We start from the raw sequence: 23,090 nt of genomic DNA, 5'->3' as shown, positions 1-23,090 counted from the left end.
ATTTACGCACTCCATTTGGGTACTCAATGCGTAAGCCAACAGCAACACCATGGGAGGGAATCGCCATGTACCGCATCCTCTTCATCTGTCACGGCAATATCTGCCGTTCGACCATGGCGCAGTTCGTGTTTGCCGATCTTGTGCACCGCGCAGGTCGCGAAGGCGAGTTCACCATTGACTCCGCCGCGACTTCACGCGAGGAAATCGGCAACCCGCCGCACTACGGCACCGTGCAAAAGCTCCGCAAGGTCGGCGTACCCGTCCTACCGCATCGTGCGCGCCAAATCACGCGCGCCGAATATGCCCGCTGGGATTACATCGTCTACATGGACGCGGAAAACCGGCACGGACTCATGCGTATCTTGAACGGCGACCCCGAGGACAAGTGCATCCGTCTGCTCGATCTTGTCGGCGTCGACCGCGATGTGGCGGACCCCTGGTACACGGGCGACTTTGACGCGACCTACCGCGACGTTCTCGCTGGATGTACTGCGCTTTTGGAGCGCTTTTCGTAGCTGCACGCAATTCCGCGTAGCTGCACACCGCAGGATTGAGGCCCATTGAAACAAAATTGGCGGAAATGCATAAATCATTTCCGCCTTCCCGAGTAGACGGCGATTTTGAACAGCAAAACCGCAGGTAAGTCGAGTGCCAAATCTGCCTATACTCGCCACGCTCGGATAAATTTGCGCATTTCCGTCATTTTTGAAAACGGGCGCCCGTTGCTAAGCAACAGACGCCCTTCTCCTAGGGCGACAAGCGCCCCGCCCATCCTCGCCTCTTACACGTAGAACAGAATGTCGTCGTACGTGGGAACCGGCCAGTAATCTGCAGCAACGATCCCCTCCATGGCATCCACGGCGGCACGCAGGGACTCCATAGCCGGCGCAACCTCATGCGCATATACATCTGCCTGCTTCTGGCCGTGCGAAACGGACTTCGCCTTGGCGTGAATCTCGTCGAGCTCCTGAATCTTCTCATTGATCTTCGTCACGCCCGCGCAAAGCTCGTTGAGCGTATCCTGCTCCGCCTGCATAACGGCGTCGGCACCAGCCGCGCGAATCGTTTCCAAGCCCTTTGCAACCTTGGTCGCGTACGCGGAAATCGCCGGTCGATAGGTACGACGGGCTTCGCGGACCATCGTGGTTGCCTCGATGTTCATGAGCTTGTTGTACTTCTCGAGTTTGACCTCGTAGCGGCACACAGCCTCCGCCTCGGTAAGCACGCCCATCTCAGCGAACAGATCGATGTTCTTCTGGGCGATAAAGCACGGCAAAGCATCGGCGGTGGTGCGGAAGTTGCACAGACCGCGCTCTTCTGCCTCATGCTGCCAGGCATCGGAATAGCCATCGCCCGAGAACAGGATGCGACGATGGGCACGGAGGTGCTCGGCGCAATACTTAAGCGCAGCGTCCTGGAACTCATCGGGGTCGACACCCTCAAGCGCATCGGCAAAGTCGCTCAGCGCCTTTGCGACCGCAGTATCCAACACCATATTGGCGTCCGAAACATTCGCCTCGGAACCGACCGCGCGGAACTCGAACTTGTTGGTCGTAAACGCAAAAGGCGAAGTACGGTTGCGATCGGTATTGTCTTGCTCGAGATTGGGCAGCACAACGGTACCGAAATCAAGCGTGCCGGTCGTGGCATGGACACTTGCCTCACCGTCCATGATCATCTGCACGACCTCGGTGAGCTGATCGCCCAAGAAAATGGAGAGAATCGCCGGAGGAGCCTCGTTGGCACCCAAACGGTGATCGTTACCGCAGCTCGCCACACACATGCGCAGCAAATCCTGATAGTTATCGACCGCCTCGATAATCGCCGTGAGGAACACGATGAACTGAAGGTTCTCGAGCGGCGTGTCGCCCGGATCGAGCAGGTTCTCCTCAGGCGTGCCGAGCGACCAGTTGTTGTGCTTACCCGAACCGTTGATGCCCTCGAAAGGCTTCTCGTGCAGCAGGCACACCAAGTCATGGCGGCTCGCAATGAGCTTCATGCGTTCCATGATCAGCAGGTTGTTATCCACAGCCTCGTTAAGCTCGGAATACACGGGCGCGAGTTCGTGCTGGCATGGAGCCACCTCGTTGTGCTTCGTCTTCGAGGGAATGCCCAGAGCCCACAGCTCGTTATCGAGATCCTTCATGTAAGCGGAAACCGTCGGGCGGATGGCGCCGAAGTAATGCTCCTCAAGTTCTTGGCCCTTGCACGGAGAGGCGCCGAACAGGGTGCGGCCGCAGATCACCAGGTCGCGGCGCTTGCGGTACGCGTCCTTTTTGATGAGGAAGTACTCCTGCTCGTCACCCACATACGGAACCACGCGCTTGGGATGCTTGCCAAACAGGGCGAGCACGCGTTTGGATTGCGCGTCGAGTGCGGTCATGGAGCGTAACAGCGGTGTTTTTTTGTCGAGGGCCTCGCCCGTGTACGAGCAAAACGCCGTGGGAATACACAGAACGTCATCCTTGATGAAGGCAGGGCTCGTGGCATCCCATGCGGTGTAACCACGTGCTTCGAACGTCGCACGCAGACCGCCGTTGGGGAAACTCGACGCATCGGACTCCCCTTTGATAAGCGCCTTGCCCGAGAACTTCGTGATCGCCGTTCCGTCATGGTTGGGCTCCAAGAAGCTATCGTGCTTCTCGCTCGTAATGCCCGAAAGCGGCTGGAACCAATGCGCGAAGTGCGTAGCGCCCTTCGAAATCGCCCATTCTTTCATGGCATGGGCAACTGCGTTCGCCACATCAAGGTCAAGCGGCGCGCCCTCTTCGCGCGTGGCGGCGAGTTTGCTATACACATCTTTGGGCAGCGCTTTTTTCATGGCATGCTCGGAGAAGACCATCGTGCCAAAACGCTCAGTAAGATCGGCCATCAAAACTCCCTTCAAACAGACAAACGACGATACACGAACCAAAAAGAAACCGATTTCCCCTTCAGCTTCCTTTAGTTCTTAAGAGAATTGAGCGGGGCGGGGAAACGGCCGCCGCGATGCGCGAACACCGTACCGGCATGGGCGTTGACTGGCATAATGGGTGCGTGCCCGAACAAACCGCCGTAGTCGACCGATTCGCCCACGCCCTTGCCGATGGCGGGAATGATGCGCACCGCGGTCGTCTTGTTGTTGATAACACCGATAGCCATCTCATCGGCGATGATACCGGCGATCGTCTCGACGGACGTATCACCCGGAACGGCAATCATGTCGAGTCCCACCGAGCATACGCAGGTCATGGCCTCAAGCTTCTCGAGTGAAAGCGCGCCGGCCTCGGCAGCCTCGATCATGCCCGCATCCTCGGAAACCGGAATGAAGGCGCCCGAAAGGCCACCCACGCTCGAGCTCGCCATCACGCCGCCCTTTTTCACGCAGTCGTTGAGCAACGCGAGCGCAGCGGTCGTACCAGGGCCACCGCACTGTCCAACGCCGATAATCTCAAGAATGCGGGCAACCGAGTCGCCAATGGCGGGAGTCGGGGCAAGCGAAAGGTCGACGATACCCTTCTCCACGCCCAAACGACGGGCGGCCTCGCGACTCATCAGCTCACCCGCACGCGTGATCTTGAACGCGGTCTGCTTGATCTTCTCGGCAACCTCCATCATGGAAGCGGTCTCGGGCAGCTCCTCAAGCGCGGCGGCCATAACGCCGGGACCAGAAACACCCACGTTAACCACGGCATCCGCCTCACCGGAACCGTGCACGGCACCCGCCATAAACGGGGAATCCTCAACCATGTTGGCAAAGCACACGAACTTCGACGCGCCCACACATTCGCGGTCTGCCGTAAGTTTCGCGGCATCGATGATCGTCTGTGCCGCCATGAGTACGGCATCCATGTTGATACCCGCACGCAACGTGGCGACGTTCACGCTCGAGCACACGCGGCTTGTCTCTGCAAGCGCCTGGGGAATGCACGCGATGAGGCGGCGATCGGCGTCTCCAATCCCCTTGTGAACCAGCGCGGAGTAACCGCCCAGATAATCGATGCCTAACGTTTCCGCAGCCCGATCGAGAGCATGCGCAAGCGGGACCAGATCGGCATCGGGGCATGCGGAGCAAATCTGGGCCACGGGGGTAACCGACACGCGCTTATTCACAATAGGAATACCGTACTCGCGCTCGAGCGACTCGGCTGTCTCGACCAGATGTTCCGCCGTATGTGTCACATGGTCATAGACCTTGGTGCACATGCGATCCAGGCTCTCGTCCGCGCAGCCCATGAGCGAAATGCCCATTGTAATGGTTCTAATATCCAAATGCTGTTCAGACACCATGCCACGAGTTTCGGCGATTTCCTGCGGAGTAATGGACATACTGGACTCCTTCGTCGTCATAGGCGCGGTTTAATAGCATACATTCTAGCGTCCACAGATCGAACGCAAAGCACAAGTGAAGTTGTAACCGAGTGGAGACATGGCCTCACACTTGTCCGTTACCACAGGGTGCGCTATCGTTGAGCAACTCACCTTGACCAATCCGTTTGAAAGCGAGCGCTCATGGCTCTTACCGGCAAGCAGGTCCGTCAACTTCGCGCACTTGCGCACAATCTCAACCCCGTTGTCCTCATCGGCAAGGCGGACATCACCGACGCCATTGTCAAGCAGGCAGAGCAGGCGCTTGACGCACATGAACTGATAAAATGCGCCGTGCAGGACGGCTGCCTCATCCCCTGCCACGATGCCGCAGATGAGCTTGCCGAGCGCACCGGATCCGAAGTCGTTCAGGTTATCGGCCATCGTTTCTCCCTCTACCGCGAAAGCGCCCGCAAAGACGTTAAGCACATCAAGCTTGCCTAACCGTTATCTCCGGCAAATCCGACGGGGGTGTCGAAGTTACATTCGGCACCCCTGATTTTTTGAATCAATTGAGACCATCACTCTTACGTGCTACCATATGGGACGAGCGGTTACCCGGGGTCTAGGCGGGCTAGCCAGCTCCAATTACAGCTTTAGTGCTGGCGAGTGGCTGCCTTTCTAAATCGGGGGAGGGCGGCTACTTTCGTTTACGGCCTATTTCGATACCGAGCCTAATGGCTGCAATTACAACAGAAATAAGGCTGATGACTTCCATAACTCCCATAGGCTTCTCCAATCGATTCGTTGGAGCTGCCTCCGCTCGTCCCATATGAGAGCACGCATTCTTGCGCCGTTCCATGCAAACAGGACACGTAATCCGCGCGACTGCCCTCCCGCCAAACAGGAGAGCAGCGCTTCAACCCAGTTCCCGCCAACCCCTACATCATCGAAGCAAGATGATTGGTTCCCATAATCGACTCATACGCCAAACGCGTCTCGTCTTCTGGAACCCCGTGAACCACTTCTTGCAGGTAATGCAAATGAGAATTGTACATTTCAACGATCTCCCTACGCCTGCCACTGCGATCGAAGATATGCATCGCCTTTCTCATCACATCTTCCCGGTAAGGGGCTTGTCGCTGTGCGGCCTCGATAAGCCACGAGGCAGAAGGCAAGTCCTCCAACTCCAGGGCGGCGTCAACTCCCCTGAGCATGCAATCGATGAACTTTGCAGCATGTGATTGCCTTGCTCGCACGAAAAATGCGGTGTCTCCAGAATCGGCGACGTACAGCGGCCCCGTGTACAGCTCTTCCATTTTGAGACACGATTCGATGATTTGCCTTCCCGACGTCCCCGTTCGCTTGAGCAAAATATCCCGTGCGAGCATATCGAACCTCATAACGTCCGACATCACATACTCGCTGTTGATGGCAATACCATTGCCCTGTGTCAAAATGTATTGAGGCCCCATCTGCTGCTGGCCAAACGCCTCGCGAAGTGTCGAAAGCAGCGTATACAGGCTCTCGCGTGCATGCCTGTAGTCACTCGTAGGCCACATTTCCTCGGTGAGCATGCGTCGATCGACAAATGCCCCTGAGGCCAAAACCAAGCGTGATGTCAAAGCGCACAGTCGTTTTCTACGCCACAGGGAATCGGTTAACACATGACCGTTTCGCTCAATCTTGAAACCACCGAACAGCTGTATTTCAATCTGCCCTGCACGCGCCGAAAACCCACTTGTATCACTCACATATGTTGCAATCTGAGCCGTACGCAGAGCCTCATCTCCACCTGTCTCGTATTGCGTCCCCAATGCACGTGGCAACAAGCATCGCAACGCATCGGCCCGCTCACCTACCGCATGCATCGCCTGCCGCGCAAGCGGCCTAAAACGAGCATCGAGCAGCGATGCCCTATGAAGCGAATACCAAGCGGATAACTCGGAGGAATGGCCCGCCGCCGAAAGCAAAAGTGCGGTGCACCATGCCTCAACAGGTGAAACGCGCTCGCGTGACAAATCGGCCAAATCCGCCTCCTCGCTTAACGCGAATTTCGCCGTATTGGCAATGTATGCCGAGCGCTCCAGCAGTTGAGCCCATGTCCCAATGAAACCCTGCGTTTCGTCCACGAGACGCAGCACCTGCTGCGCTCGAAAACGAGCATTCACCACTTGCCCTTCCTCAAGCGCCTGCCAACCTTCTCCAAGCAGGCAAAACAGCTGCATTGCTAGATCTGACGTGCGCACCGCCGCAGTTCCCGCGTCGACAAACGCCCGTTCATCGACGATCGGCATCCCCTCCATAAGCCGACATGTCGCCGCCGTCATGCGTACCAAGTCGGCCACCGGATCAGCCTTACGTTCGCGCAAATGACGAGCCAGCTCCTGCAAGCGCTTATCGCACGCGGCGACATCGCCCATATCCCCGTGGAGCGCCTGATTTATCAACCTGTCACAGAGCAGGAAAACTGAAGGAATATCAATGTGATCGGCAACGAGGTTATCCGGAATCCCATCGATATCCCGCTCCGGCACAATGCCATCGCCGGCAATAAGCACATCCCATATCTTTCGATGGAGTAAGAGCGTTTCCTCCGCTTTAGATGGTTGCCTTTGCGCGGGAAGCAACGTGAGCTCCGGCAGAGCAACCCCAGGGCAGTTACGCCATATATCCGCAAGGGCATATGCAACGCGCAACGTATCGGAGTCAATCTCATCATGCAGTTCATGTGCCTTACGATGAAGCTCTGCCGACATAGCGCGCGCCAAACGATACTCGCCACTCACAAGCGCGCCTGCATAAATCGCGAGCTCCATGCCTGGTGAAAGGCGCGAAGCAGCCTCCCCGTCGAGTTTGGCTATCACCTTGTTCACAAACAGGGCGTTCCCACTCAAGGCGAATTCCAGCGGCCATTCCTCGATAATCTCCTGAGCAGCCTCGAAATCCGGACACATTTCGGCAAGCCGTACCGCTTGATCAACGCGACCACTCCCCATAAGCACTTGCAGCGCTTTCTTGGCAAACATCGGTCGTTCCGAAGCGATTGTCCTGCAAAGACCGTCCATCCCGCGTGTTTGCATCATCAGACATGAAAAACTTGTTCTCTCGGCGTTTATGCCAAAAAATGGATAATCGCGCGCCAAGCGTGAAACTGTCTCCTCGCGAATGCGCAATCCGGCCGTCGAAAAACTTCTGAACTCGCCATCACCCACCAACAAAAGCAGCGACGCCAACCGATGCAGGGCGTCACTCCCTTGACGAAGGTCATCCAACACTGAGGCATATAGGCTCACGACAGCGCGCTCTAGCTGATTCGCCCGAGACTGCGCGCCGTCGATTGTTTGCAGCGCTGCCACCAAGGAAGGGACTCCCTGCGTTAGACCATACACGTCAAGGGAGTTGTCGATGCATAACACACGCGCCCAATCCGAGTATTCGCGCGGGCGGACCAAAAGCGCCTGTCCATCAATCTTGTACGAATCCCCCAGCGCATGCAGCAGGTCGCGCACCGCAGGCTTACATGCCAAAACGCACTCGAAGCCTTTTTCTCGGAGTCCTCTCAGCATGCCGGATAAAATATCCACCGCTTCTTTACCCAGGTTCGGAACGTTATCCACCGCGACGAGCGGGTGCATCACGCTCGACATGGTTTCCGGTAAACGTCTGAGGGTTGTATAGAGCTCTTCAGGGTCAAGCCCTTGGGCGTCGATCAATCGTGCCGAGCCGCGCGCTGGATCGTTCGATACTTCGGCGATGTATTGCAAAAGCAATGCGGTCTTTCCCATGCCATCTGGCGCACATATCACCGTTATCCCCGCCTCAGCACCTCGGACGCAGAGCTCCCTCAACAACCGCTCGCGCTTGATCATCAACCCACGACTCGGCACGATCGATCGAGCAATTTCCTTTTTGCCATGCTCATCCTGCGGAGCCTCAATCCCAAGTTTTGCTTCTTCACGTTCCATAGCCGTCCTTTCCCGTACTGCGCTTCATGCAACGATATGGAATGTCGAGAAGTGGATGCAGGCCGGAACGCACATTCTTTTGAGCGTGTAAGACCGAGATGAGACTTCGTTGAGCTTTATGTGAGACGGCAAGGTATTGTGCACTACCTTAAACCGGGTATCAGAAATCGCTCCGTTGTTTCAAAACAGCCGCTATCGACACAGAAAGCAATCTACAGCGCTTATACCTTGGTACAGAGATAACTTCTGTCAATGTGGATAACTATTCTGTGCGTGGTTCTTAATATTTAGCTTTTATATTATGGTTTATACTGATATGAATCTAGTTGTGTGAACAACCTTGTCCATCCCAGAGGGCAAGCGCGTCATGAAAAAAGCGCTCCAAGAGATTAACTTGGAGCGCCCCCGCTCATAAAAGAGTTGTACGACCGGAAAACTAGTCCAGCAGACCCTCGCACAGCGACAAGGCCGCCTCGTCAGCAACGACGATGCAGTTGGGGTGCAGCTGCAGAATGGAAGCCGGGCAAGACGGCTGAATGGGGCCGAAGCACATATCGTGCACGGCCTGGGCCTTCTTCTCGCCGTTGGCGATAACGAGCACGCTGAAGGCGTTCATGATGGTCTTGGTGCCCATGGTGTATGCCTGGCGCGGCACGTCCTCGATGTTATCGAACAGACGGCTGTTGGCCTCAATCGTGCTCTCGGTGAGGTCGACGCAGTGCGTGCCCTTGGAGAAGCAGGTATCCGGCTCGTTGAAACCGATGTGGCCATTGTTGCCGATACCCAAAAGCTGCAGGTCGGGATAGCCCGCCTCCTCGACAATGCGATCATACTCAGCGCAAACCGCATCGGCGTCGGGGTTGGAACCGTCGGGCACATGGGTGTTGGCCTGGTCGATGTTGATGTGGTCGAACAGGTTCTCCTTCATGAAGAAGTGGTAGCTCTGGGGATCGTCGTGCGAAAGGCCGCGATACTCGTCCAGGTTGTAAGTGCTCACCTGAGAGAAGTCCAAATCGCCTGCTTCGTAAGCGGCAATGAGATTCTGATAGGCTCCGATGGGGGTAGTACCCGTGGCGAGACCCAGCACGCAGGCGGGATCCATCACGACCTGGGATGCGATGATTGCAGCCGCTTTGCGGCTCATATCCTCATAGTCTTTTGCACGAACGATACGCATTGAGCGCTCCTTTCTTTCCTGGAGACCCTGAAGCCCCAGTTTCAGACCAAATGCAATCAAATCGCTAGCGAGCGCGCGCCGTCATGAGCTTGTCAAGCTCATCGACATCTTCGCCCTCGCATCCTTTGATACTCGAAAACTCCGCTGAATTGCAAATGAGCACGGGAACCGTCACGTCATAGCCCTCTGCAGCGATGGCATCGCGATCAAACTCAATCAGAACGTCGCCCGCATGCACTTCGTCACCCAAAGCGGCGGCGACGGTAAAGTACTTGCCGTCAAGTTCCACCGTGTTCATTCCGATGTGAATCAGGATGTCAAAGCCATCAACGGTATGCATGGCAACGGCATGGCCCGTGGGGAAAATGGATTCGATCTTGCCGTCGGCAGGCGCGACAACGCGACCGCCCGTCGGCTCAATTGCCAAACCCTGCCCGAGAAGGCCTTTGGAGAACGCCTGATCTTTGACATCGGAAAGCGAGATCACATGCCCTGCCAGCGGAGACAGCAGCACGCTCGTGCGCGTCCCGACACCATGGGACTTAAAGAAGTTAGTGAACATTGAACTCCTCTATGAATTTCCATGCGCACTCATTTTACCGCTAAGCGGCGCAGGATGATAGTACGCGGAAGTTAGGGAAGCTCACGCTTGACAACGGCAACAATCGAGTCAACGGCCTCTTGGGCCTCGGCCTGCGTTTCCGCCTCAGACATGACGCGCACGAGCGGCTCGGTGCCCGACGTGCGCACGAGCACACGACCGCGCTCGCCCAGCTTGACCTCAGCGGCGCGGATGGCCTCCTGCACCGGCTCGCACGTGTCGAGCTCTGCCTTGCGCTCACTGCGAACATTGACGAGCACCTGCGGATAAATCTTCACGGGAGCGCAGAGCTGCGAAAGGGTCTCACGCTCGGCACGATAGACTTCCATGACGCGCAGCGAGGTCATGATGCCATCGCCGGTCTTCTCGATATCGCCGAAAATGATGTGCCCCGACTGTTCGCCACCCAAGCTGTAACCGTGCTCGCGCATGCACGCGCTCACGTACTTGTCACCCACCGCGGTGGTCTCGCACGTGATGTTCGCCTCTTCCAACGCCTTGAACAAACCGAGGTTGCTCATGACCGTGGGCACCACGGTGGCTGCCGAAAGGCGGCCATGCTTGTTGAGGTAGGTGCCGCACACATACATGATGAGGTCGCCATCGACCACGTTGCCGCGCTCGTCGACCGCGATGCAGCGATCGGCGTCGCCGTCATAGGCAAAGCCGACGTCGAGACCCTGCTCGACCACATGACGACGCAGGCGCTCGATGTGGGTGGAACCGCAATCGACGTTGATGTTGAAGCCGTCCGGTGCGTTGCTGATAACGCGAACATCGGCACCGAGAGCGTCGAAAACAGGCTTTGCCACCGAAGAAGCGGAGCCGTTGGCGCAGTCGAGACCGACCTTCACGCCTTGGAGCGAGAAGTTCGCGCTGGAAATCAGGTAAGCGATGTAGCGGTTGCGACCCTGCATGTAATCGACCGTGCAACCGATGGCGTCGCCCGTGGCGTAGGGCACCTCGATCTTTCCGTCGATGTAGTCCTCGATGAGCTCAAGGACCTCCTCATCCATCTTGTGGCCCTCGCCGTTCATGAGCTTGATGCCGTTATCGGTGTAGGGGTTGTGGCTCGCAGAAATCATAATGCCGCAGTCGAAGCGACCATCCACCGTTTCGTATGCAACGCCGGGCGTGGGGATGACGTGCAGCATGTACGCATCGGCACCGGAGGCAACAAGACCGGACACGATGCCCGACTCGAACATGTAACTCGAACGACGGGTGTCCTTGCCCACGACAATGCGCGCCTTGCGACCCTGACGTGCACCGTAATACCAGCCAACATAGCGGCCGATTTTGTACGCATGCTCAACCGTGAGAACAACACCCGCCTCACCGCGGAAGCCGTCTGTGCCGAAGTACTTCATACCGTATCCCTTCGATAGGTTGCGTCCGTGCAAACGCATATGTTCTGTGCCGATGCGCGTATTTCGCGACTATACACAATGCCCCATGATACAAAAATGGAGTCTGCCGAAAATCGGCAGACTCCATTCGGAATCGAAAAAACAGTTCGCGTAAAGCTTAGCGCTTGGAGAACTGCGGAGCGCGACGGGCCTTCTTGAGACCGTACTTCTTGCGCTCGACGACGCGGGCGTCGCGGGTGAGGTAACCAGCGCGCTTGAGGTCGGCGCGGTAGTCACCAGCCTCGAGCAGGGCGCGGGCGATGCCCAGACGCAGAGCACCGGACTGACCGGTGATGCCGCCGCCATTGCACAGGGCGATGACGTCGAAGGAACCGAGGGTGTCGGTCACCTTGAAGGGAGCGAGCGCGTCCTCAACGAGCTGATGACGGCCGAAGTACTCCTCGGCGTCACGCTTGTTGATGGTCACCTTGCCGGTGCCAGGGACGATACGGACACGAGCAACGGCGTTCTTGCGACGGCCGGTGCCGTAGTAAACAACGGTGTTCTCAGCCATCTTTTAGCCCTCCAGCTCGATCTTGACGGGGTTCTGAGCAGCGTGCGGATGCTCGGCGCCAGCGTAGACCTTGAGCTTGGTCAGCTGCTTGCGGCCGAGAGTGGTCTTGGGGAGCATGCCGCGAACAGCGCGCTCGATGACCTTCTCCGGGTGCTTCTCCATAGCGGAGCGGAAAGACTCCGCCTTGAGGCCGCCGTTGTAGCCACTGTGACGGTAGTAGACCTTCTGGCTTGCCTTGTTGCCGGTAAGCTGGACCTTGTCGGCATTGATGACAACCACGAAGTCACCGCAGTCAGAATTGGGCGTGAACTGGGGCTTGTTCTTGCCGCGCAGGATCTTGGCAACCTGGGCAGCGAGACGGCCCAGCGTGGCGCCCTCAGCGTCGATGAGGACCCAGTTGCGGGCAACCTCACCCTGCTTGGCGTAGTGAGTCGACTTCAGAATCACTTTTCCTCCATGTACAGTACGTGTCTTAACAGAGTTTTCACGGGGCTCTGTAAAGTAACCTGTCAATAATAACCCTCGACCTGTTAAAGTCAACGCTCATTCGGCATGCGTGCAGAAGTTCTGCACAGGTGGCTGGCGCTTTACACAATTAGTTGTTGAACTCTTGCATGAATAACTTTGGGCCGTTTTCATGCATTTGAGCGCATTTGGAGAGCCTCAAATACCGAAAAACAGCCCAACATGCAACTGCAAACGTCTTGCACGCGCTCTGGAAACCGAAAAGCGGCTGGGGCCCGCGGGAGCTGCAGCCGCAAAATCGCGCAAGTGCTCGAAAAGGCCCTAATCCGCAAGCTTCTCAACGTTGTCGAGGACCTTGGTGAGCTTCTCCTTCACCTCGGCTTTTGCCTCGGCGTATTCCGCCTTCGCCTCGGCGGCGAGCCTGGCCTTTCTCTCAGCCTCGGGATCGGGAACCACCAAATCGGCGCCGTCGAATTCGGTCATGGTAAGCGCGTGGTCCTCGCACACCTGAGCGCACAAGCCGCAACCAACGCAATACGTGGGCTCGATGGACAGCTTCTTGCCGTTCACGATATCGCAGGCGAACGTGGGGCAAACCGCCACACAGTCGCCGCACAGCATGCACTTGTCAAAGTCGCACACCGGGCGTTGGACACGGATGTTCTCGGCGAGTTCGGGATGCTGTTGGAGCGAGGACAGCATGAGTTGACGGCCCTCCGTCAGCACGCGACGGCGCTTTGCCGAGGTGGTCCCACATGCGGTGTTCAGCGTCTTTTCCAAAGCGCTCACACGGCTCGTGTGCTCGCGCAGGCGCTGCGTAACCGAGGCGACGGCAGCGGTTGCGGGAGTGAGTTTGGACACCGCAAGGCCCGTTTGGCGCACCATGTTGTCCACGAACTCCTTGCGCTCGTACTCACGGCGTTTCACGCACTTGAGGTCGCGCGCCTCGATTTCGAGACCCATGCCGCGACCTGCCCACTCCTCAGCCTCGGCAATCGCCTCGCCAAGCATCTCCTCGCCGCACGCGTTGCGGCAGTTGGTGCAGATGTCGAGCGGCAGATACACGCTCACGTTGGGAAAATCGGTCATGATGGAGAACCATGTCTCGCGCGTGACGTCTCCCACGCATGCCACCACGACCTCGTTCTCACGCGGGATGCGGCGCAGGGCGCGCGTGCAGGTAACATAGGCAGTCTCGTGCGCGGTAGCAGCGCGGGCAACGGCATCGTATAGTTTTTTCGGCTTGAGACGCGGGCTCACGAACGCCTCAGTGGGGCACGCCGCCACACACAATCCGCACTTGCGGCAGGTATCGAGAATCTCGATGGTGCCGTCTTCGATTTCAATCGCGTTGACAGGGCATGCGTCCATACATGCATGGCAGTCGCTTTTCTCGGATTTGCATGCCAGGCACGGCAGCACGTTGACGCGCGGGCGTTCCTTGTAATCGGCGGGATTCCAATGCGCCGGTTCCTCGCCGGTCGCCGTGCCGAGCAGGGCGTCGGTCAAGCTACCAAACGGGTTTTTAAGGGCATCGAATCCCTTGGAAATATCAATGATGTCGTCGATCGCGTCGCGGTTCTGAGCCATGGACCCTCCCCCATCGGTGCAAGCCCGCGCGGTACGCGGGGCGCAACAAATCACCTTGTGCAGTGAGCGCGCCTCGAGCGCGCCGTCGATCAGACGGCGCTGGCGCAACAAATCACCTCGTGTAGTGAGCCATTATCGCACGCGCAGGGTTATCGTGCGATGTCAGCCGCATGAGACATGCTCGAAATCCAACGGCACTTCACGTTTTGCCTTCGCTTCATGCAATGTTTTCTGAAGCCGAATGCAGCTTTGCAAGAACACATCCAAAGCCGTCTGAGAGCACATACAAAGCGTCTGCTCGCCAAAATGCGTAGATGCGAAGCGCCGGGCATACTGAGGCGCGTCGTTTTAGCTCGTCGCGCGACGAGACGCAACGAGCTCTTCGATGGTGGGAAGCAAAGCACCTGCCACCAGCGGAACAACTGCCCACAGCGCGGCGCGCACCGGTACGCACAGCAGCAAAATAGCCGCCGCCAAACCGATTTTGCGCGTGAAGCGACCCAGCAACGCCGAAGTCACCACAATCGCTCCGAGCGCAGGATCGACGCCCGCTACCAACGCCACGGAAAGACCCAGGCACGAAGCGCAGAAAATCAGCGGGAAAAACGGGCCGCCGTGCCATCCCATGGCAAGGCAGAACGTGAGCATGAACATCTTCACCAGAGCAGTGAGCGCCAGCTCGCCGGCGCCGATCGACGCAAAGCTGCCAAGGACCTCACCGAGCTGCTCCGTACCAGGGAACAACACGTAAGGCAACGCGAGGGCAACGATGCCCAGCACCAAACCGCACAACGCTGCACGCGCAATCTCGTTAAGCGGAACGCGCTGGGCGAATTGCTCGGAGGCCCAGGAACCGAGGCGCATGACGCCGGAAAGCGCCAGGCCCGCAAACGTGAGGGGAATCACCCAAAGCAGCGCTTGCATTGAAAACTCGGGGATACCGAAACGTGGGACGCTCATGCCGCCGAACAGTGCGCTGTACTGACGCACGCCGAGCAAGCCGCCCACAATGCCCACGCCATACACAAGCACCTTCTGATTGCGGGTAAACGCACCCGGATGATCCTGCCCATGGCCGTGCAAGCGAGTGAGTACCGAGCCGATTTTGGTGCAACCGGCGGCGATGAACCCGGTCAGGCCCGCCTCGGGTCCAACGGGACCGCCAAAAGCAAGCGGCAGCAAAAACGAGACGAACGAAGGAATGGGGTGCTCGATCTTATAGAAGCCTTCTGCACGCGTACGTGCGATTACCTTGGCAAAAGGCTCCGGAGCACTTTTGAAGCGGTGGTTCCACCAACCCAAAAGCGCACCGCCCGCAGTACACACCACGGGAATCAACCAAAGAGGGGCTCCGCCGACCAGGAATGGATCCCACACCACATCGGTCAAGGCGTAAGCGCAGTTGAGCAGCACCCACGTCACAAATCCCAAAACAAATCCCAAAATCCCGCACGCAATTGTGGAGATCGCAATATCTGCAATTGAAACGCCAGCCGGCGCGCTTTCGGCAAGACCGTCACGCCGGTCCATAACCAACTCCTCAAACCTATAGGGCTATTTCATGTGTTACTTTTTGTGATACCCCTCGAAAACGTGAATATACGTCCCGATTTCAACTTGCAGTTCGTCTTGTATCACACTGCGTCTTCGCAATGCATCGCGTTCCGTTTTGCGCAGCGGTGCGTTCCGCCCTGCACCGTCTTGCATCTTGTTTCCCTGCTAGACGCCCCGTATGGCTCGGTTCCCTTTGGCACGAAATGGCACTCCCGTTCCAGCATTCCGCCAACCGCCCAACACGCGCAGACACCAATACGTCAACACAAATGCGCCCCGAGCCTTTCGACCCGGAGCGCATTTCATACCTTACGGTTCAGTCTAAGCCGCTTGCCCTATGGCCGCGTGCTCTTCTTAAGCCTTACGGCTTAGTACATACCGCCGCCCTGAGCGCCAGCCGTAGCAGCCGCAATGGCATCCTCGAGCTGGGTGTTCTTGGGAACGTCGGACACGGTGGCCTCAGTGATGAGGATGAGGGACGCCACGGAAGCGGCGTTCTGCAGGGTGGTGCGGGTGACCTTGACCGGGTCGAGCACGCCCATCTCGATCATGTTGCCCCACTCGCCGTTGGCGGAGTTCAGACCCTCGCCCGCGGGGAGCTCGGAGACCTTGTCCACGATGACGGCACCCTCGAAGCCAGCGTTCTTGGCGATGGTGGCAACAGGAGCGGTGAGCGCCTTCTTGATGATGTCGATGCCGATCTGCTCCTCGGGATCGGAGATCTCGATGTTGTCGAGCGCAGGCAGAGCGTCCATGAAGGCGACACCGCCGCCGGCGACGATACCCTCCTCAACAGCAGCGCGGGTGGCCTGAAGGGCGTCCTCAACGCGGTGCTTGATCTCCTTGAGCTCGGTCTCGGTAGCAGCGCCGACCTTGATAACGGCAACGCCACCGGAGAGCTTGGCGAGGCGCTCCTGGAGCTTCTCGCGATCGAAGTCGGAATCGGTGTGCTCGATCTCGGCCTTGATGGCGGCAACGCGATCGGCGATGGCCTCCTTGGTACCGGCACCGTCAACGATGGTGGTGTTGTCCTTGGAGATGGTCACGCTCTTGGCGGTACCGAGCATGTCGGCGGTGATGTCGGCAACCTTGATGCCGAGCTCATCGAGGGCAGCCTGGCCGCCGGTGAGGACGGCGATGTCCTCGAGCAGGCGCTTGCGGCGATCGCCGTAGCCGGGGGCCTTCACAGCGCAGACGTTGAGCGCGCCGCGGATCTTGTTGAGGACGAGCGTGGGCAGAGCCTCGCCGTCGATGTCCTCAGCGATGATGAGCAGGCCCTTGCCGGCACGGGAAACGGCCTCGAGCACGGGCATGATGTCCTGAACATTGGAGATCTTCTGGTCGGTGATGAGGATGTACGGATCCTTCATCACGGCCTCCATGCGGTCGTTGTCCGTAACGAAGTACGCGGAGACGTAGCCCTTGTCGAACTGCATGCCCTCAACGGTGTCGATCTGGATGTCGAAGGTCTGGGAATCCTCGACGGTGATGACGCCGTCCTTGCCCACAACGTCCATAGCGTCGGCGATCTTGGAGCCGACCTCGGGGTCGCCAGCGGAAATGGTGCCGACGGAAGCGATCTGGTCCTTGGTCTCGACCGGCTTGGCGAGGTTCTTCATCTCGGCCACAGCGGCGTTGACGGCCTTGTCGATGCCGCGACGGATGGCGAGCGGGTTGGCGCCGGCGGCGACGTTCTTGAGGCCGTCGTTCACGATGGCCTGAGCGAGCAGCGTGGCGGTGGTGGTGCCGTCACCCACGGTGTCGTTGGTCTTGGTAGCGACCTCCTTGACCAGCTGGGCGCCCATGTTCTCGATGTTGTCCTCGAGCTCGATCTCCTTGGCGACGGAAACACCGTCGTTGGTGATCATGGGGGCGCCGAAGGAGCGCTGCAGGGCAACGTAGCGGCCCTTGGGGCCCATGGTGACGGTCACGGCGTCGGCCAGGGTGTTGACGCCCTTGGCAAGCTTGGCACGAGCGTCGGTGTCGAACGTGATGTTCTTAGCCATTTGTCTGTTCCTCCAAAGTGTGGATTACGATTTCCGTCGAACTTCGATGTCCATGAAGCCGACGGCGAAATGCATGTGCGGGAAACCCCGTTCATGCGAAAAGGGACGCGTTCGTCAACGACTACTCGACGACAGCGTAGATGTCGTCGGCGCGCATGAGGAGGTAATCCTCACCGTCGACCTTGATCTCGTTGCCACCGAACTTGCCGTAGATAACGACATCGCCCTCGTGGACGTCGAGCGGCAGGCGCTCGCCCTTGTCATTCATCTTGCCGGCGCCCACGGCGACGACGGTGCCGCGCTGCGGCTTCTCCTGTGCGTTGCTGGCAATATAAAGACCAGAAGCGGTCTTCTGCTCAGCGGCATCGGGCTTGACCAGAACACGGTCTGCAAGCGGCTTAAGGCTCATGCTAATTCCTCCTTTGCTGGTGCTCCGGCACGGCACCGGGCATCCATGCGATTACGTACGCGATGAATAGTACCCACCAAACCGAACTTATACAACGGAACCGCAAAAAATCTTATAAACGGACACTTAGATTTTCTGAGCGCATCGCCTTGGCGTCCGCGATGTCGCACTGTGATGACGGTGGTCGAACCCTCAAATCGATGAGCGGATGCACGGCGAGGTAGGGTTTTCGCATTATTTGGCCTTCTTGCCGAGTAGATGGAAAAATAATTTACAGAAAGCGCTGGTAGGAGCGTTGCATTTTTCCAGAAAACAAGTCTCTACTCGAGCAAATCCAGTTGCTATGCGCAAACCCTACCTCGTTGCGCTTGTCCGTCAAAGACTGAACTAGACACTCGGACGATTAATTTTAGTCTCGGCAATCTTGCTGGACGAAAAAGGCGGCTGCTCGAATTCTGCAAGCAGCCGCCTCATTCCATCGCGTCTTTCGTCCCGTTTTGTAAACGACGCGTTCTTTTTCACCTCGTCAACCTTCGGCTCCATCCGCCGCCAGGGAACACCTGCTGTCAAGGGCGCCCGACACCAGAGGACGCACGCCACCAGGACACCCGCCAAAAGCGGAACGCGAGCTTTCCGGATAGGCCTGACTTACCCCTCGACCTTCTTGGTCGCAGCGCTCAGATCCTCGAGCAGGTTCATCTTCTTGAACTCGGGGTTAGTGGGCAGCTGCATCTCATAGTGATCGTAGGATTGAATCTTGCCCGTCGCACCGGCCACTGACAAGCCGAGCAAATGGCCGCCGCGCTGCTTGTCCTCGGACAGGTAATGCACATGCCAGCCAGGCATGTTGATACCGTTGAGATACTGCGGGACCCACACGCCGATGACCCAGCCCTGCTCGTTCTCATAGCGGAACTCGCGCTGGTTGCCCGCAACCTCGGGAAGGGTCGGGTACGGCTTCTCCTCGGTCTTGAAGCAGCTGCGCACGTGCACGAACGGGAACGAGCCCTTCATGGCAACGAGGAACCATGCATTGTCGTTGTCATCGTACGCGGTGCGGATCTCCTCGAGCTTGACCTTCACGGCATCGAGGTTGTCACCCGAGTCGAGCACCTCGGATGCATCGATGGCAAACTCCTGCGCACGCTCGGAAAAGTCGGCCACAGTCGAGAATGCCATGCGCTCCTGCGGGCCGTACTCGCATGTCGTGCCGTCCGCATGGGCATCATAGGCCTTACCGTCGCACACAATCGCCTCGCCGTCGAGGCCCTCGTACGTGCCGATGCCCCAGCTGCCATGGGAAAGCAGCTCCTTTACGGTCACAACGCCGTCAAAGTTGCCGAGCATGAGCGCGTCGAGTGTGCTGACCTGGTAAAAAACATCCTTCATGACAATCTACTCCTCAATTCGCTTCTGAACGTGATTCTTATCGATCACAAACTGGGTGATATACGGCGTTGCAAACGTGGTGATGAACATGATCATGGCAAGCTGGCTGATCGCGATGCCCGCATACGCCTCATACACCGGCGCCGCAGCGGCGGCCATGGTGGGGATGGAAAGCGCCACGCCGGCGACGGAGCAGGAGGCCACGCTCGCATAACCGCCGCCCTTGAGAACCTTGCGATCGAAGAAGTACAGCGGAATGATCGAAATAATATAGAAGATAACCGTGAGAAGGATGCCTGCGGGAATCTGCTTGGCGGCCTCAGCCAGGTTGATGACCGCGCCAAACTGGAAGCCGATGAACGGCAGTACGCAAGAGTTACCGCTCTTGAACATGTCCTTGAACTTAGGGTCGAGGTTGCCCAGGATCATGCCGAGCGCGAACGGCACGATGAGGGATACGATCGACAGCCAATTGATGCCGCCGCCGTTGGCGCCAGAAAGCAGCACCATGGGGAGCACAGGCATCGAGAACATCATGAGGATGCCAAAGAGTGCGAAGTCGACCGCATTGCCGTAGGGCTCGATGATGCCCATGTACAGGGCACCGTTGCACGAGGTGATGGCGGTTGCGAGCGCGAGGAAGCTGATGCCGAAGAACCCGTCCTGGCCGAACGCCGCCAGGTACAGCAGGGCAACGCCATACGCGATGCCGTACTTGACCAGCAGGAACGGTAGACCCTTCTTGGCAACCAACTTGAGCTGGCTCACCGAGAGCTGCGTGCCGGTAAAGAACAACAGCAGGCCGATGCACAGCTGCATGCCGTCCTTGGTAAACATAACCTGCGTCGGATCGCCGATTTCGAGGATTTGCGGACAGAACGTATGGATGATCGCCCCGATGATCGTCGGCACCAGCAACATGCCGGCCGGTACCTTCTGAATCTTCTCGACGAGTTTCATCGCAAATGCTCCTTTCCTAGTACGAATCATGTCGCCTTGCGCGGTCTTCCCGGGCTTCCGCGCTTTTTCATCGCACATGGTAGGCTTGGAAAAATCGGCGTGCTATGGCTGTTTTTGATAAAATAGACAAATGATTTATGCATTTTGCACAAGAGGAGAATTGCCATGAATCTCAATGGGCTCGCTGCGCTGCTTGCAACAGAAAACGGCCGTGTCGTCTTACAGGGAGCCCAAGGGGAGCAATTCTCATCAGTGGCGACCATCGACCAGGTCAAAGGCCATCCAGATATCAATCACGCCATCTTCGTCGGATATGTCTCCACATTCCTCAACCTCGAACCGGCTCTGCGCGTGGGCACGTTCGTCCTCGCCCGGGATGAAGACTTGGATATTGCGCGGGCCGATGCGCCGGCGGTGACCATCGTCGAGATCGACAACAGCAGCAACCTGGTATCCATCGCTGATGGCATCGAGCACGCCCTGCGGATCGAGCAACATGACGAGTCGCTTATGGACCAACTGCTTCCGTTGTTTTTGCACACCAATGATTTGCAGGCGCTTGCCCAGGTGGCAAGCGATGTCCTCGGCAATCCGATCTTGGTAACCGACTCCTCGTACAACATCCTCGCGCACTCCCGCCATCGCGACCTCGATGACGACATCTGGAAAACCGGCTGGCAACGCGGCTACCTCACGTTTGAGTTCATCGCACAGCTCAAAGGCGAGGGCTCAAGCGGGTTTGAGGATGACGCAACCCGTACGAGCATCATCGTCCCCAACATCTCCGAGCATCGCCGCTTTGTCCACAAGCTCAGCATGCAATCGCTCTTCCTGGGATATCTCATCGTGCTCGAGGCGTTCCAGCCCTTTGAGAGGGTCGATCAGAAGCACTACGGCATCGTCCGCGATTTCCTTGCCAAGCAGGTCGGGTTCGCGGCTCCACATGGAGCCCCCATCCAAAGCGGACGGGAAATCAACCTGCTCGCAAGCCTTCTCAACGGCGGCATCGTGAGCACGGCGATGTTTCGAGAACTCGCCCGCGGCACGGAGCTCGCCAAGGCCAGAAGCAACGTCTTGCTCGCCATCGACCTACGGCTTCATCGCATCTCGACCTCAACCGTGCAGGACGGCTTGAGGCAGCAGCTCAATGCGACGTTTCCCCACTGCTATGCGTTTATGCAGGAAGACATGCTGCTTGCGCTGTTCAGGGCGCCGGTTGCCACGGCGGAGCTCGAGCGCTATCTCAAAGGAAACGATCTTGTGGGCGGGCTGTCCGACACCTTTGGCGATCTGCTTGAAATCACATGGCACTACCAGCAGGCACGTGCAGCGGTGTTTTTCGGGCAGCTGCACGAAGATGCCGGGCCTCTGTTCCACTACGGGAGCTATCGCATCGACCATCTCTTCTCAATGCTACCTCCCGATCATCTGGCGGACTTCATTGAGCCGGGAATACGAGAGCTCGCCCGGGCGCATGACGAGACGAGCACGATGCTCTTCGAAACGCTTTCGGCCTATGTGGCAACGGGCTGCTCCGCCTCGGCAACGGCGCAGCGGCTCTGCGTGCATCGCAACACCATCACGTATCGGCTCGACCGACTGCGGGAGCTCTACGGCATCGATTGCTCCACCGACGCCCTCGAGCGCTACGGCTTCTCCTGCCATCTCGTCCAATACATGCAGCTCATCGCATAGATGTGAGGGGTTCCGCAGCTCTCATCGCTTTCGTGCTCGCGTCCCGCTACAGTTCCATGCTCACATATGCTATGGCGTCTAGCGGAGTCAATGCAGGGAGCGGAGCATGCTTGATAAGCCCTTCATCACAGGTCACCAGCACATCGGCTTTGGCGCGCTGTGCAGCGGCCAAAATAAGGTTGTCTTCCAGATCCTTGTGCAGCGACCGATACTTCTCGGCAAGCCACAGGTCGGACGCATCGACGCCCACGGGTGTTGCCATCTCCTCCATGGACGCAGCGATAGCCCAGCACATTACGTTAATCGCGCGAGAATCGGCCTCAGTAATCCGACCCCGCTCTTCATGTAACTCGCGTTTATAAGAAGAACTCGCAATAAAGAAAACATCCTTGACCGTTGTCGAGGCAAATAGCAGATCAACGTCCTTGCCAAAAGCGCCTTCGAACAACATGCGAGCCTGCTGATGACCAGAGCGGGCAGGCAAAAAATAATCCAACCATACATTTGTATCGATAAGTAGCCTTTTTGCACCCTCGCTCACAAGCATTCCTCCTCGTATTTCTCTAAATATGCAAGGTCGCGCAACTCCTTGTAGGGAAGATAGTTGTAGGGGTTGTTCGGAGACGAACCTTGAAGTCCCAGACTCTTGAGTCCCTCCTCATACAGCCTGGCTCCCCGCTCAACAGCCTCCATCTTTTGCCTGATACGCTCCTGACGTTCCGCTTCGGCGGCGGGATCCTCAACTTTCACCGCCTCGATGAGCCGGTCGGGATTGCCCTTGCACGAAGCGGCAAACTCATAAAACATGCGAACCGCCTGAGACGCGGTTAATCCCAGCATTTCGAACACTGCATCCCCTTGCGCCTTCAATTCACTCGCAAGACGGACATTCATCTGAACGGAACTCGTTTTGACGCCAAATGCGGTGGTATTTCCTAGCGTTGTAGAAGCCATCATTCACCTCGATACCTTGCTAGCAATTATTGATATACAGTATAGCATTTTGATAGAATCACAGCAAAACCCGCCGCAACGCCCCGTAGGGACATCTGCGGCGGGGCTGTAC

The 23,090-nt window shown here is 57.7% G+C and carries 19 protein-coding genes; 3 read left to right on the top strand and 16 right to left on the bottom strand.

What is annotated here, in order from left to right; translation table 11 throughout:
* Positions 1–65 precede the first annotated feature (65 nt).
* On the top strand, positions 66–515 hold the full coding sequence (locus C1711_RS06895) for a low molecular weight protein-tyrosine-phosphatase (protein WP_102338371.1): 450 nt from the start codon (positions 66–68) through the stop codon (positions 513–515).
* A gap of 266 nt (positions 516–781) precedes the next feature.
* Here C1711_RS06895 and C1711_RS06890 read toward each other — a convergent pair whose 3' ends face one another.
* Complete coding sequence (locus tag C1711_RS06890; RefSeq protein ID WP_102338370.1) at positions 782–2,872, bottom strand: glutamine synthetase III family protein; 2,091 nt, start codon at positions 2,870–2,872, stop codon at positions 782–784.
* A gap of 71 nt (positions 2,873–2,943) precedes the next feature.
* Positions 2,944–4,308: a PFL family protein gene (locus C1711_RS06885; RefSeq protein ID WP_102338369.1), complete on the bottom strand. Its 1,365-nt coding sequence runs from the start codon at positions 4,306–4,308 to the stop codon at positions 2,944–2,946.
* Positions 4,309–4,491: 183 nt separating this feature from the next.
* Here C1711_RS06885 and yhbY point away from each other — a divergent pair, with 183 nt between their 5' ends.
* On the top strand, positions 4,492–4,791 hold the full coding sequence (yhbY, locus tag C1711_RS06880) for a ribosome assembly RNA-binding protein YhbY (RefSeq protein WP_102338368.1): 300 nt from the start codon (positions 4,492–4,494) through the stop codon (positions 4,789–4,791).
* A 437-nt stretch (positions 4,792–5,228) separates the two neighbouring features.
* On the opposite strand, the gene C1711_RS06875 is transcribed toward yhbY, so the two are convergent.
* The 12 genes from C1711_RS06875 to C1711_RS06820 form a co-directional block, all read right to left on the bottom strand.
* Positions 5,229–8,255, bottom strand: coding sequence for an AfsR/SARP family transcriptional regulator (locus tag C1711_RS06875; RefSeq protein WP_102338367.1), 3,027 nt, complete (start codon positions 8,253–8,255; stop codon positions 5,229–5,231).
* A 436-nt stretch (positions 8,256–8,691) separates the two neighbouring features.
* Positions 8,692–9,432, bottom strand: a complete 741-nt coding sequence (gene nagB / locus C1711_RS06870; RefSeq protein WP_102338366.1) for a glucosamine-6-phosphate deaminase — start codon at positions 9,430–9,432, stop codon at positions 8,692–8,694.
* Positions 9,433–9,496: 64 nt separating this feature from the next.
* Positions 9,497–9,994, bottom strand: a complete 498-nt coding sequence (locus C1711_RS06865; RefSeq protein ID WP_102338365.1) for a PTS sugar transporter subunit IIA — start codon at positions 9,992–9,994, stop codon at positions 9,497–9,499.
* Between the two features lie 71 nt (positions 9,995–10,065).
* On the bottom strand, positions 10,066–11,403 hold the full coding sequence (glmM, locus tag C1711_RS06860) for a phosphoglucosamine mutase (protein WP_102338364.1): 1,338 nt from the start codon (positions 11,401–11,403) through the stop codon (positions 10,066–10,068).
* Positions 11,404–11,560: 157 nt separating this feature from the next.
* Positions 11,561–11,956 (bottom strand): 30S ribosomal protein S9, encoded by a 396-nt coding sequence (rpsI, locus tag C1711_RS06855; RefSeq protein WP_102338363.1) that lies wholly within the window; start codon positions 11,954–11,956, stop codon positions 11,561–11,563.
* Positions 11,957–11,959: 3 nt separating this feature from the next.
* A complete protein-coding gene (gene rplM / locus C1711_RS06850) occupies positions 11,960–12,403 on the bottom strand; it encodes a 50S ribosomal protein L13 (RefSeq protein WP_102338362.1) in 444 nt (147 codons plus the stop codon).
* A 339-nt stretch (positions 12,404–12,742) separates the two neighbouring features.
* The gene (locus C1711_RS06845) at positions 12,743–14,011 is read right to left on the bottom strand and encodes a 4Fe-4S binding protein (RefSeq protein ID WP_102338361.1); all 1,269 of its coding nucleotides are present in this window, start codon (positions 14,009–14,011) and stop codon (positions 12,743–12,745) included.
* A 348-nt stretch (positions 14,012–14,359) separates the two neighbouring features.
* Complete coding sequence (locus C1711_RS06840; protein WP_102338360.1) at positions 14,360–15,541, bottom strand: chloride channel protein; 1,182 nt, start codon at positions 15,539–15,541, stop codon at positions 14,360–14,362.
* Positions 15,542–15,933: 392 nt separating this feature from the next.
* Positions 15,934–17,571, bottom strand: a complete 1,638-nt coding sequence (gene groL, locus C1711_RS06835) for a chaperonin GroEL (protein WP_102338359.1) — start codon at positions 17,569–17,571, stop codon at positions 15,934–15,936.
* 121 nt (positions 17,572–17,692) lie between these two features.
* Complete coding sequence (gene groES, locus C1711_RS06830; RefSeq protein WP_102338358.1) at positions 17,693–17,980, bottom strand: co-chaperone GroES; 288 nt, start codon at positions 17,978–17,980, stop codon at positions 17,693–17,695.
* Between the two features lie 648 nt (positions 17,981–18,628).
* The gene (gene budA, locus C1711_RS06825; RefSeq protein ID WP_102338357.1) at positions 18,629–19,369 is read right to left on the bottom strand and encodes an acetolactate decarboxylase; all 741 of its coding nucleotides are present in this window, start codon (positions 19,367–19,369) and stop codon (positions 18,629–18,631) included.
* A 6-nt stretch (positions 19,370–19,375) separates the two neighbouring features.
* Positions 19,376–20,329 (bottom strand): 2-keto-3-deoxygluconate permease, encoded by a 954-nt coding sequence (locus C1711_RS06820; protein WP_159060077.1) that lies wholly within the window; start codon positions 20,327–20,329, stop codon positions 19,376–19,378.
* Between the two features lie 165 nt (positions 20,330–20,494).
* Here C1711_RS06820 and C1711_RS06815 point away from each other — a divergent pair, with 165 nt between their 5' ends.
* A complete protein-coding gene (locus tag C1711_RS06815) occupies positions 20,495–22,024 on the top strand; it encodes a PucR family transcriptional regulator (RefSeq protein ID WP_102338355.1) in 1,530 nt (509 codons plus the stop codon).
* 46 nt (positions 22,025–22,070) lie between these two features.
* Here the strand turns inward: C1711_RS06815 and C1711_RS06810 are convergent, their stop codons facing one another.
* Positions 22,071–22,565, bottom strand: coding sequence for a type II toxin-antitoxin system VapC family toxin (locus C1711_RS06810; RefSeq protein WP_199824859.1), 495 nt, complete (start codon positions 22,563–22,565; stop codon positions 22,071–22,073).
* Positions 22,562–22,918, bottom strand: a complete 357-nt coding sequence (locus C1711_RS06805; RefSeq protein ID WP_267892313.1) for a type II toxin-antitoxin system RelB/DinJ family antitoxin — start codon at positions 22,916–22,918, stop codon at positions 22,562–22,564. The genes C1711_RS06810 and C1711_RS06805 overlap by 4 nt, the downstream gene beginning before the upstream one ends.
* Positions 22,919–23,090 lie beyond the last annotated feature (172 nt).

The sequence above is a fragment of the Collinsella provencensis genome, from assembly GCF_900199705.1.
GTDB lineage: Bacteria > Actinomycetota > Coriobacteriia > Coriobacteriales > Coriobacteriaceae > Collinsella > Collinsella provencensis.
The sequence above is the reverse complement of the archived record's forward strand: the minus strand, read 5'-3'. Positions and strand labels throughout refer to the sequence as shown.

Bases quoted from the DNA above. Each gene is read 5' to 3' on its own strand.
- C1711_RS06895 (WP_102338371.1), top strand. From the start codon at position 66: ATGTACCGCATCCTCTTCATCTGTCACGGCAATATCTGCCGTTCGACC.
- C1711_RS06890 (WP_102338370.1), bottom strand. From the start codon at position 2,872: ATGGCCGATCTTACTGAGCGTTTTGGCACGATGGTCTTCTCCGAGCAT.
- C1711_RS06885 (WP_102338369.1), bottom strand. From the start codon at position 4,308: ATGTCCATTACTCCGCAGGAAATCGCCGAAACTCGTGGCATGGTGTCT.
- yhbY (WP_102338368.1), top strand. From the start codon at position 4,492: ATGGCTCTTACCGGCAAGCAGGTCCGTCAACTTCGCGCACTTGCGCAC.
- C1711_RS06875 (WP_102338367.1), bottom strand. From the start codon at position 8,255: ATGGAACGTGAAGAAGCAAAACTTGGGATTGAGGCTCCGCAGGATGAG.
- nagB (WP_102338366.1), bottom strand. From the start codon at position 9,432: ATGCGTATCGTTCGTGCAAAAGACTATGAGGATATGAGCCGCAAAGCG.
- C1711_RS06865 (WP_102338365.1), bottom strand. From the start codon at position 9,994: ATGTTCACTAACTTCTTTAAGTCCCATGGTGTCGGGACGCGCACGAGC.
- glmM (WP_102338364.1), bottom strand. From the start codon at position 11,403: ATGAAGTACTTCGGCACAGACGGCTTCCGCGGTGAGGCGGGTGTTGTT.
- rpsI (WP_102338363.1), bottom strand. From the start codon at position 11,956: ATGGCTGAGAACACCGTTGTTTACTACGGCACCGGCCGTCGCAAGAAC.
- C1711_RS06845 (WP_102338361.1), bottom strand. From the start codon at position 14,011: ATGGCTCAGAACCGCGACGCGATCGACGACATCATTGATATTTCCAAG.
- C1711_RS06840 (WP_102338360.1), bottom strand. From the start codon at position 15,541: ATGGACCGGCGTGACGGTCTTGCCGAAAGCGCGCCGGCTGGCGTTTCA.
- groL (WP_102338359.1), bottom strand. From the start codon at position 17,571: ATGGCTAAGAACATCACGTTCGACACCGACGCTCGTGCCAAGCTTGCC.
- groES (WP_102338358.1), bottom strand. From the start codon at position 17,980: ATGAGCCTTAAGCCGCTTGCAGACCGTGTTCTGGTCAAGCCCGATGCC.
- budA (WP_102338357.1), bottom strand. From the start codon at position 19,369: ATGAAGGATGTTTTTTACCAGGTCAGCACACTCGACGCGCTCATGCTC.
- C1711_RS06820 (WP_159060077.1), bottom strand. From the start codon at position 20,329: ATGAAACTCGTCGAGAAGATTCAGAAGGTACCGGCCGGCATGTTGCTG.
- C1711_RS06815 (WP_102338355.1), top strand. From the start codon at position 20,495: ATGAATCTCAATGGGCTCGCTGCGCTGCTTGCAACAGAAAACGGCCGT.
- C1711_RS06805 (WP_267892313.1), bottom strand. From the start codon at position 22,918: ATGAATGTCCGTCTTGCGAGTGAATTGAAGGCGCAAGGGGATGCAGTG.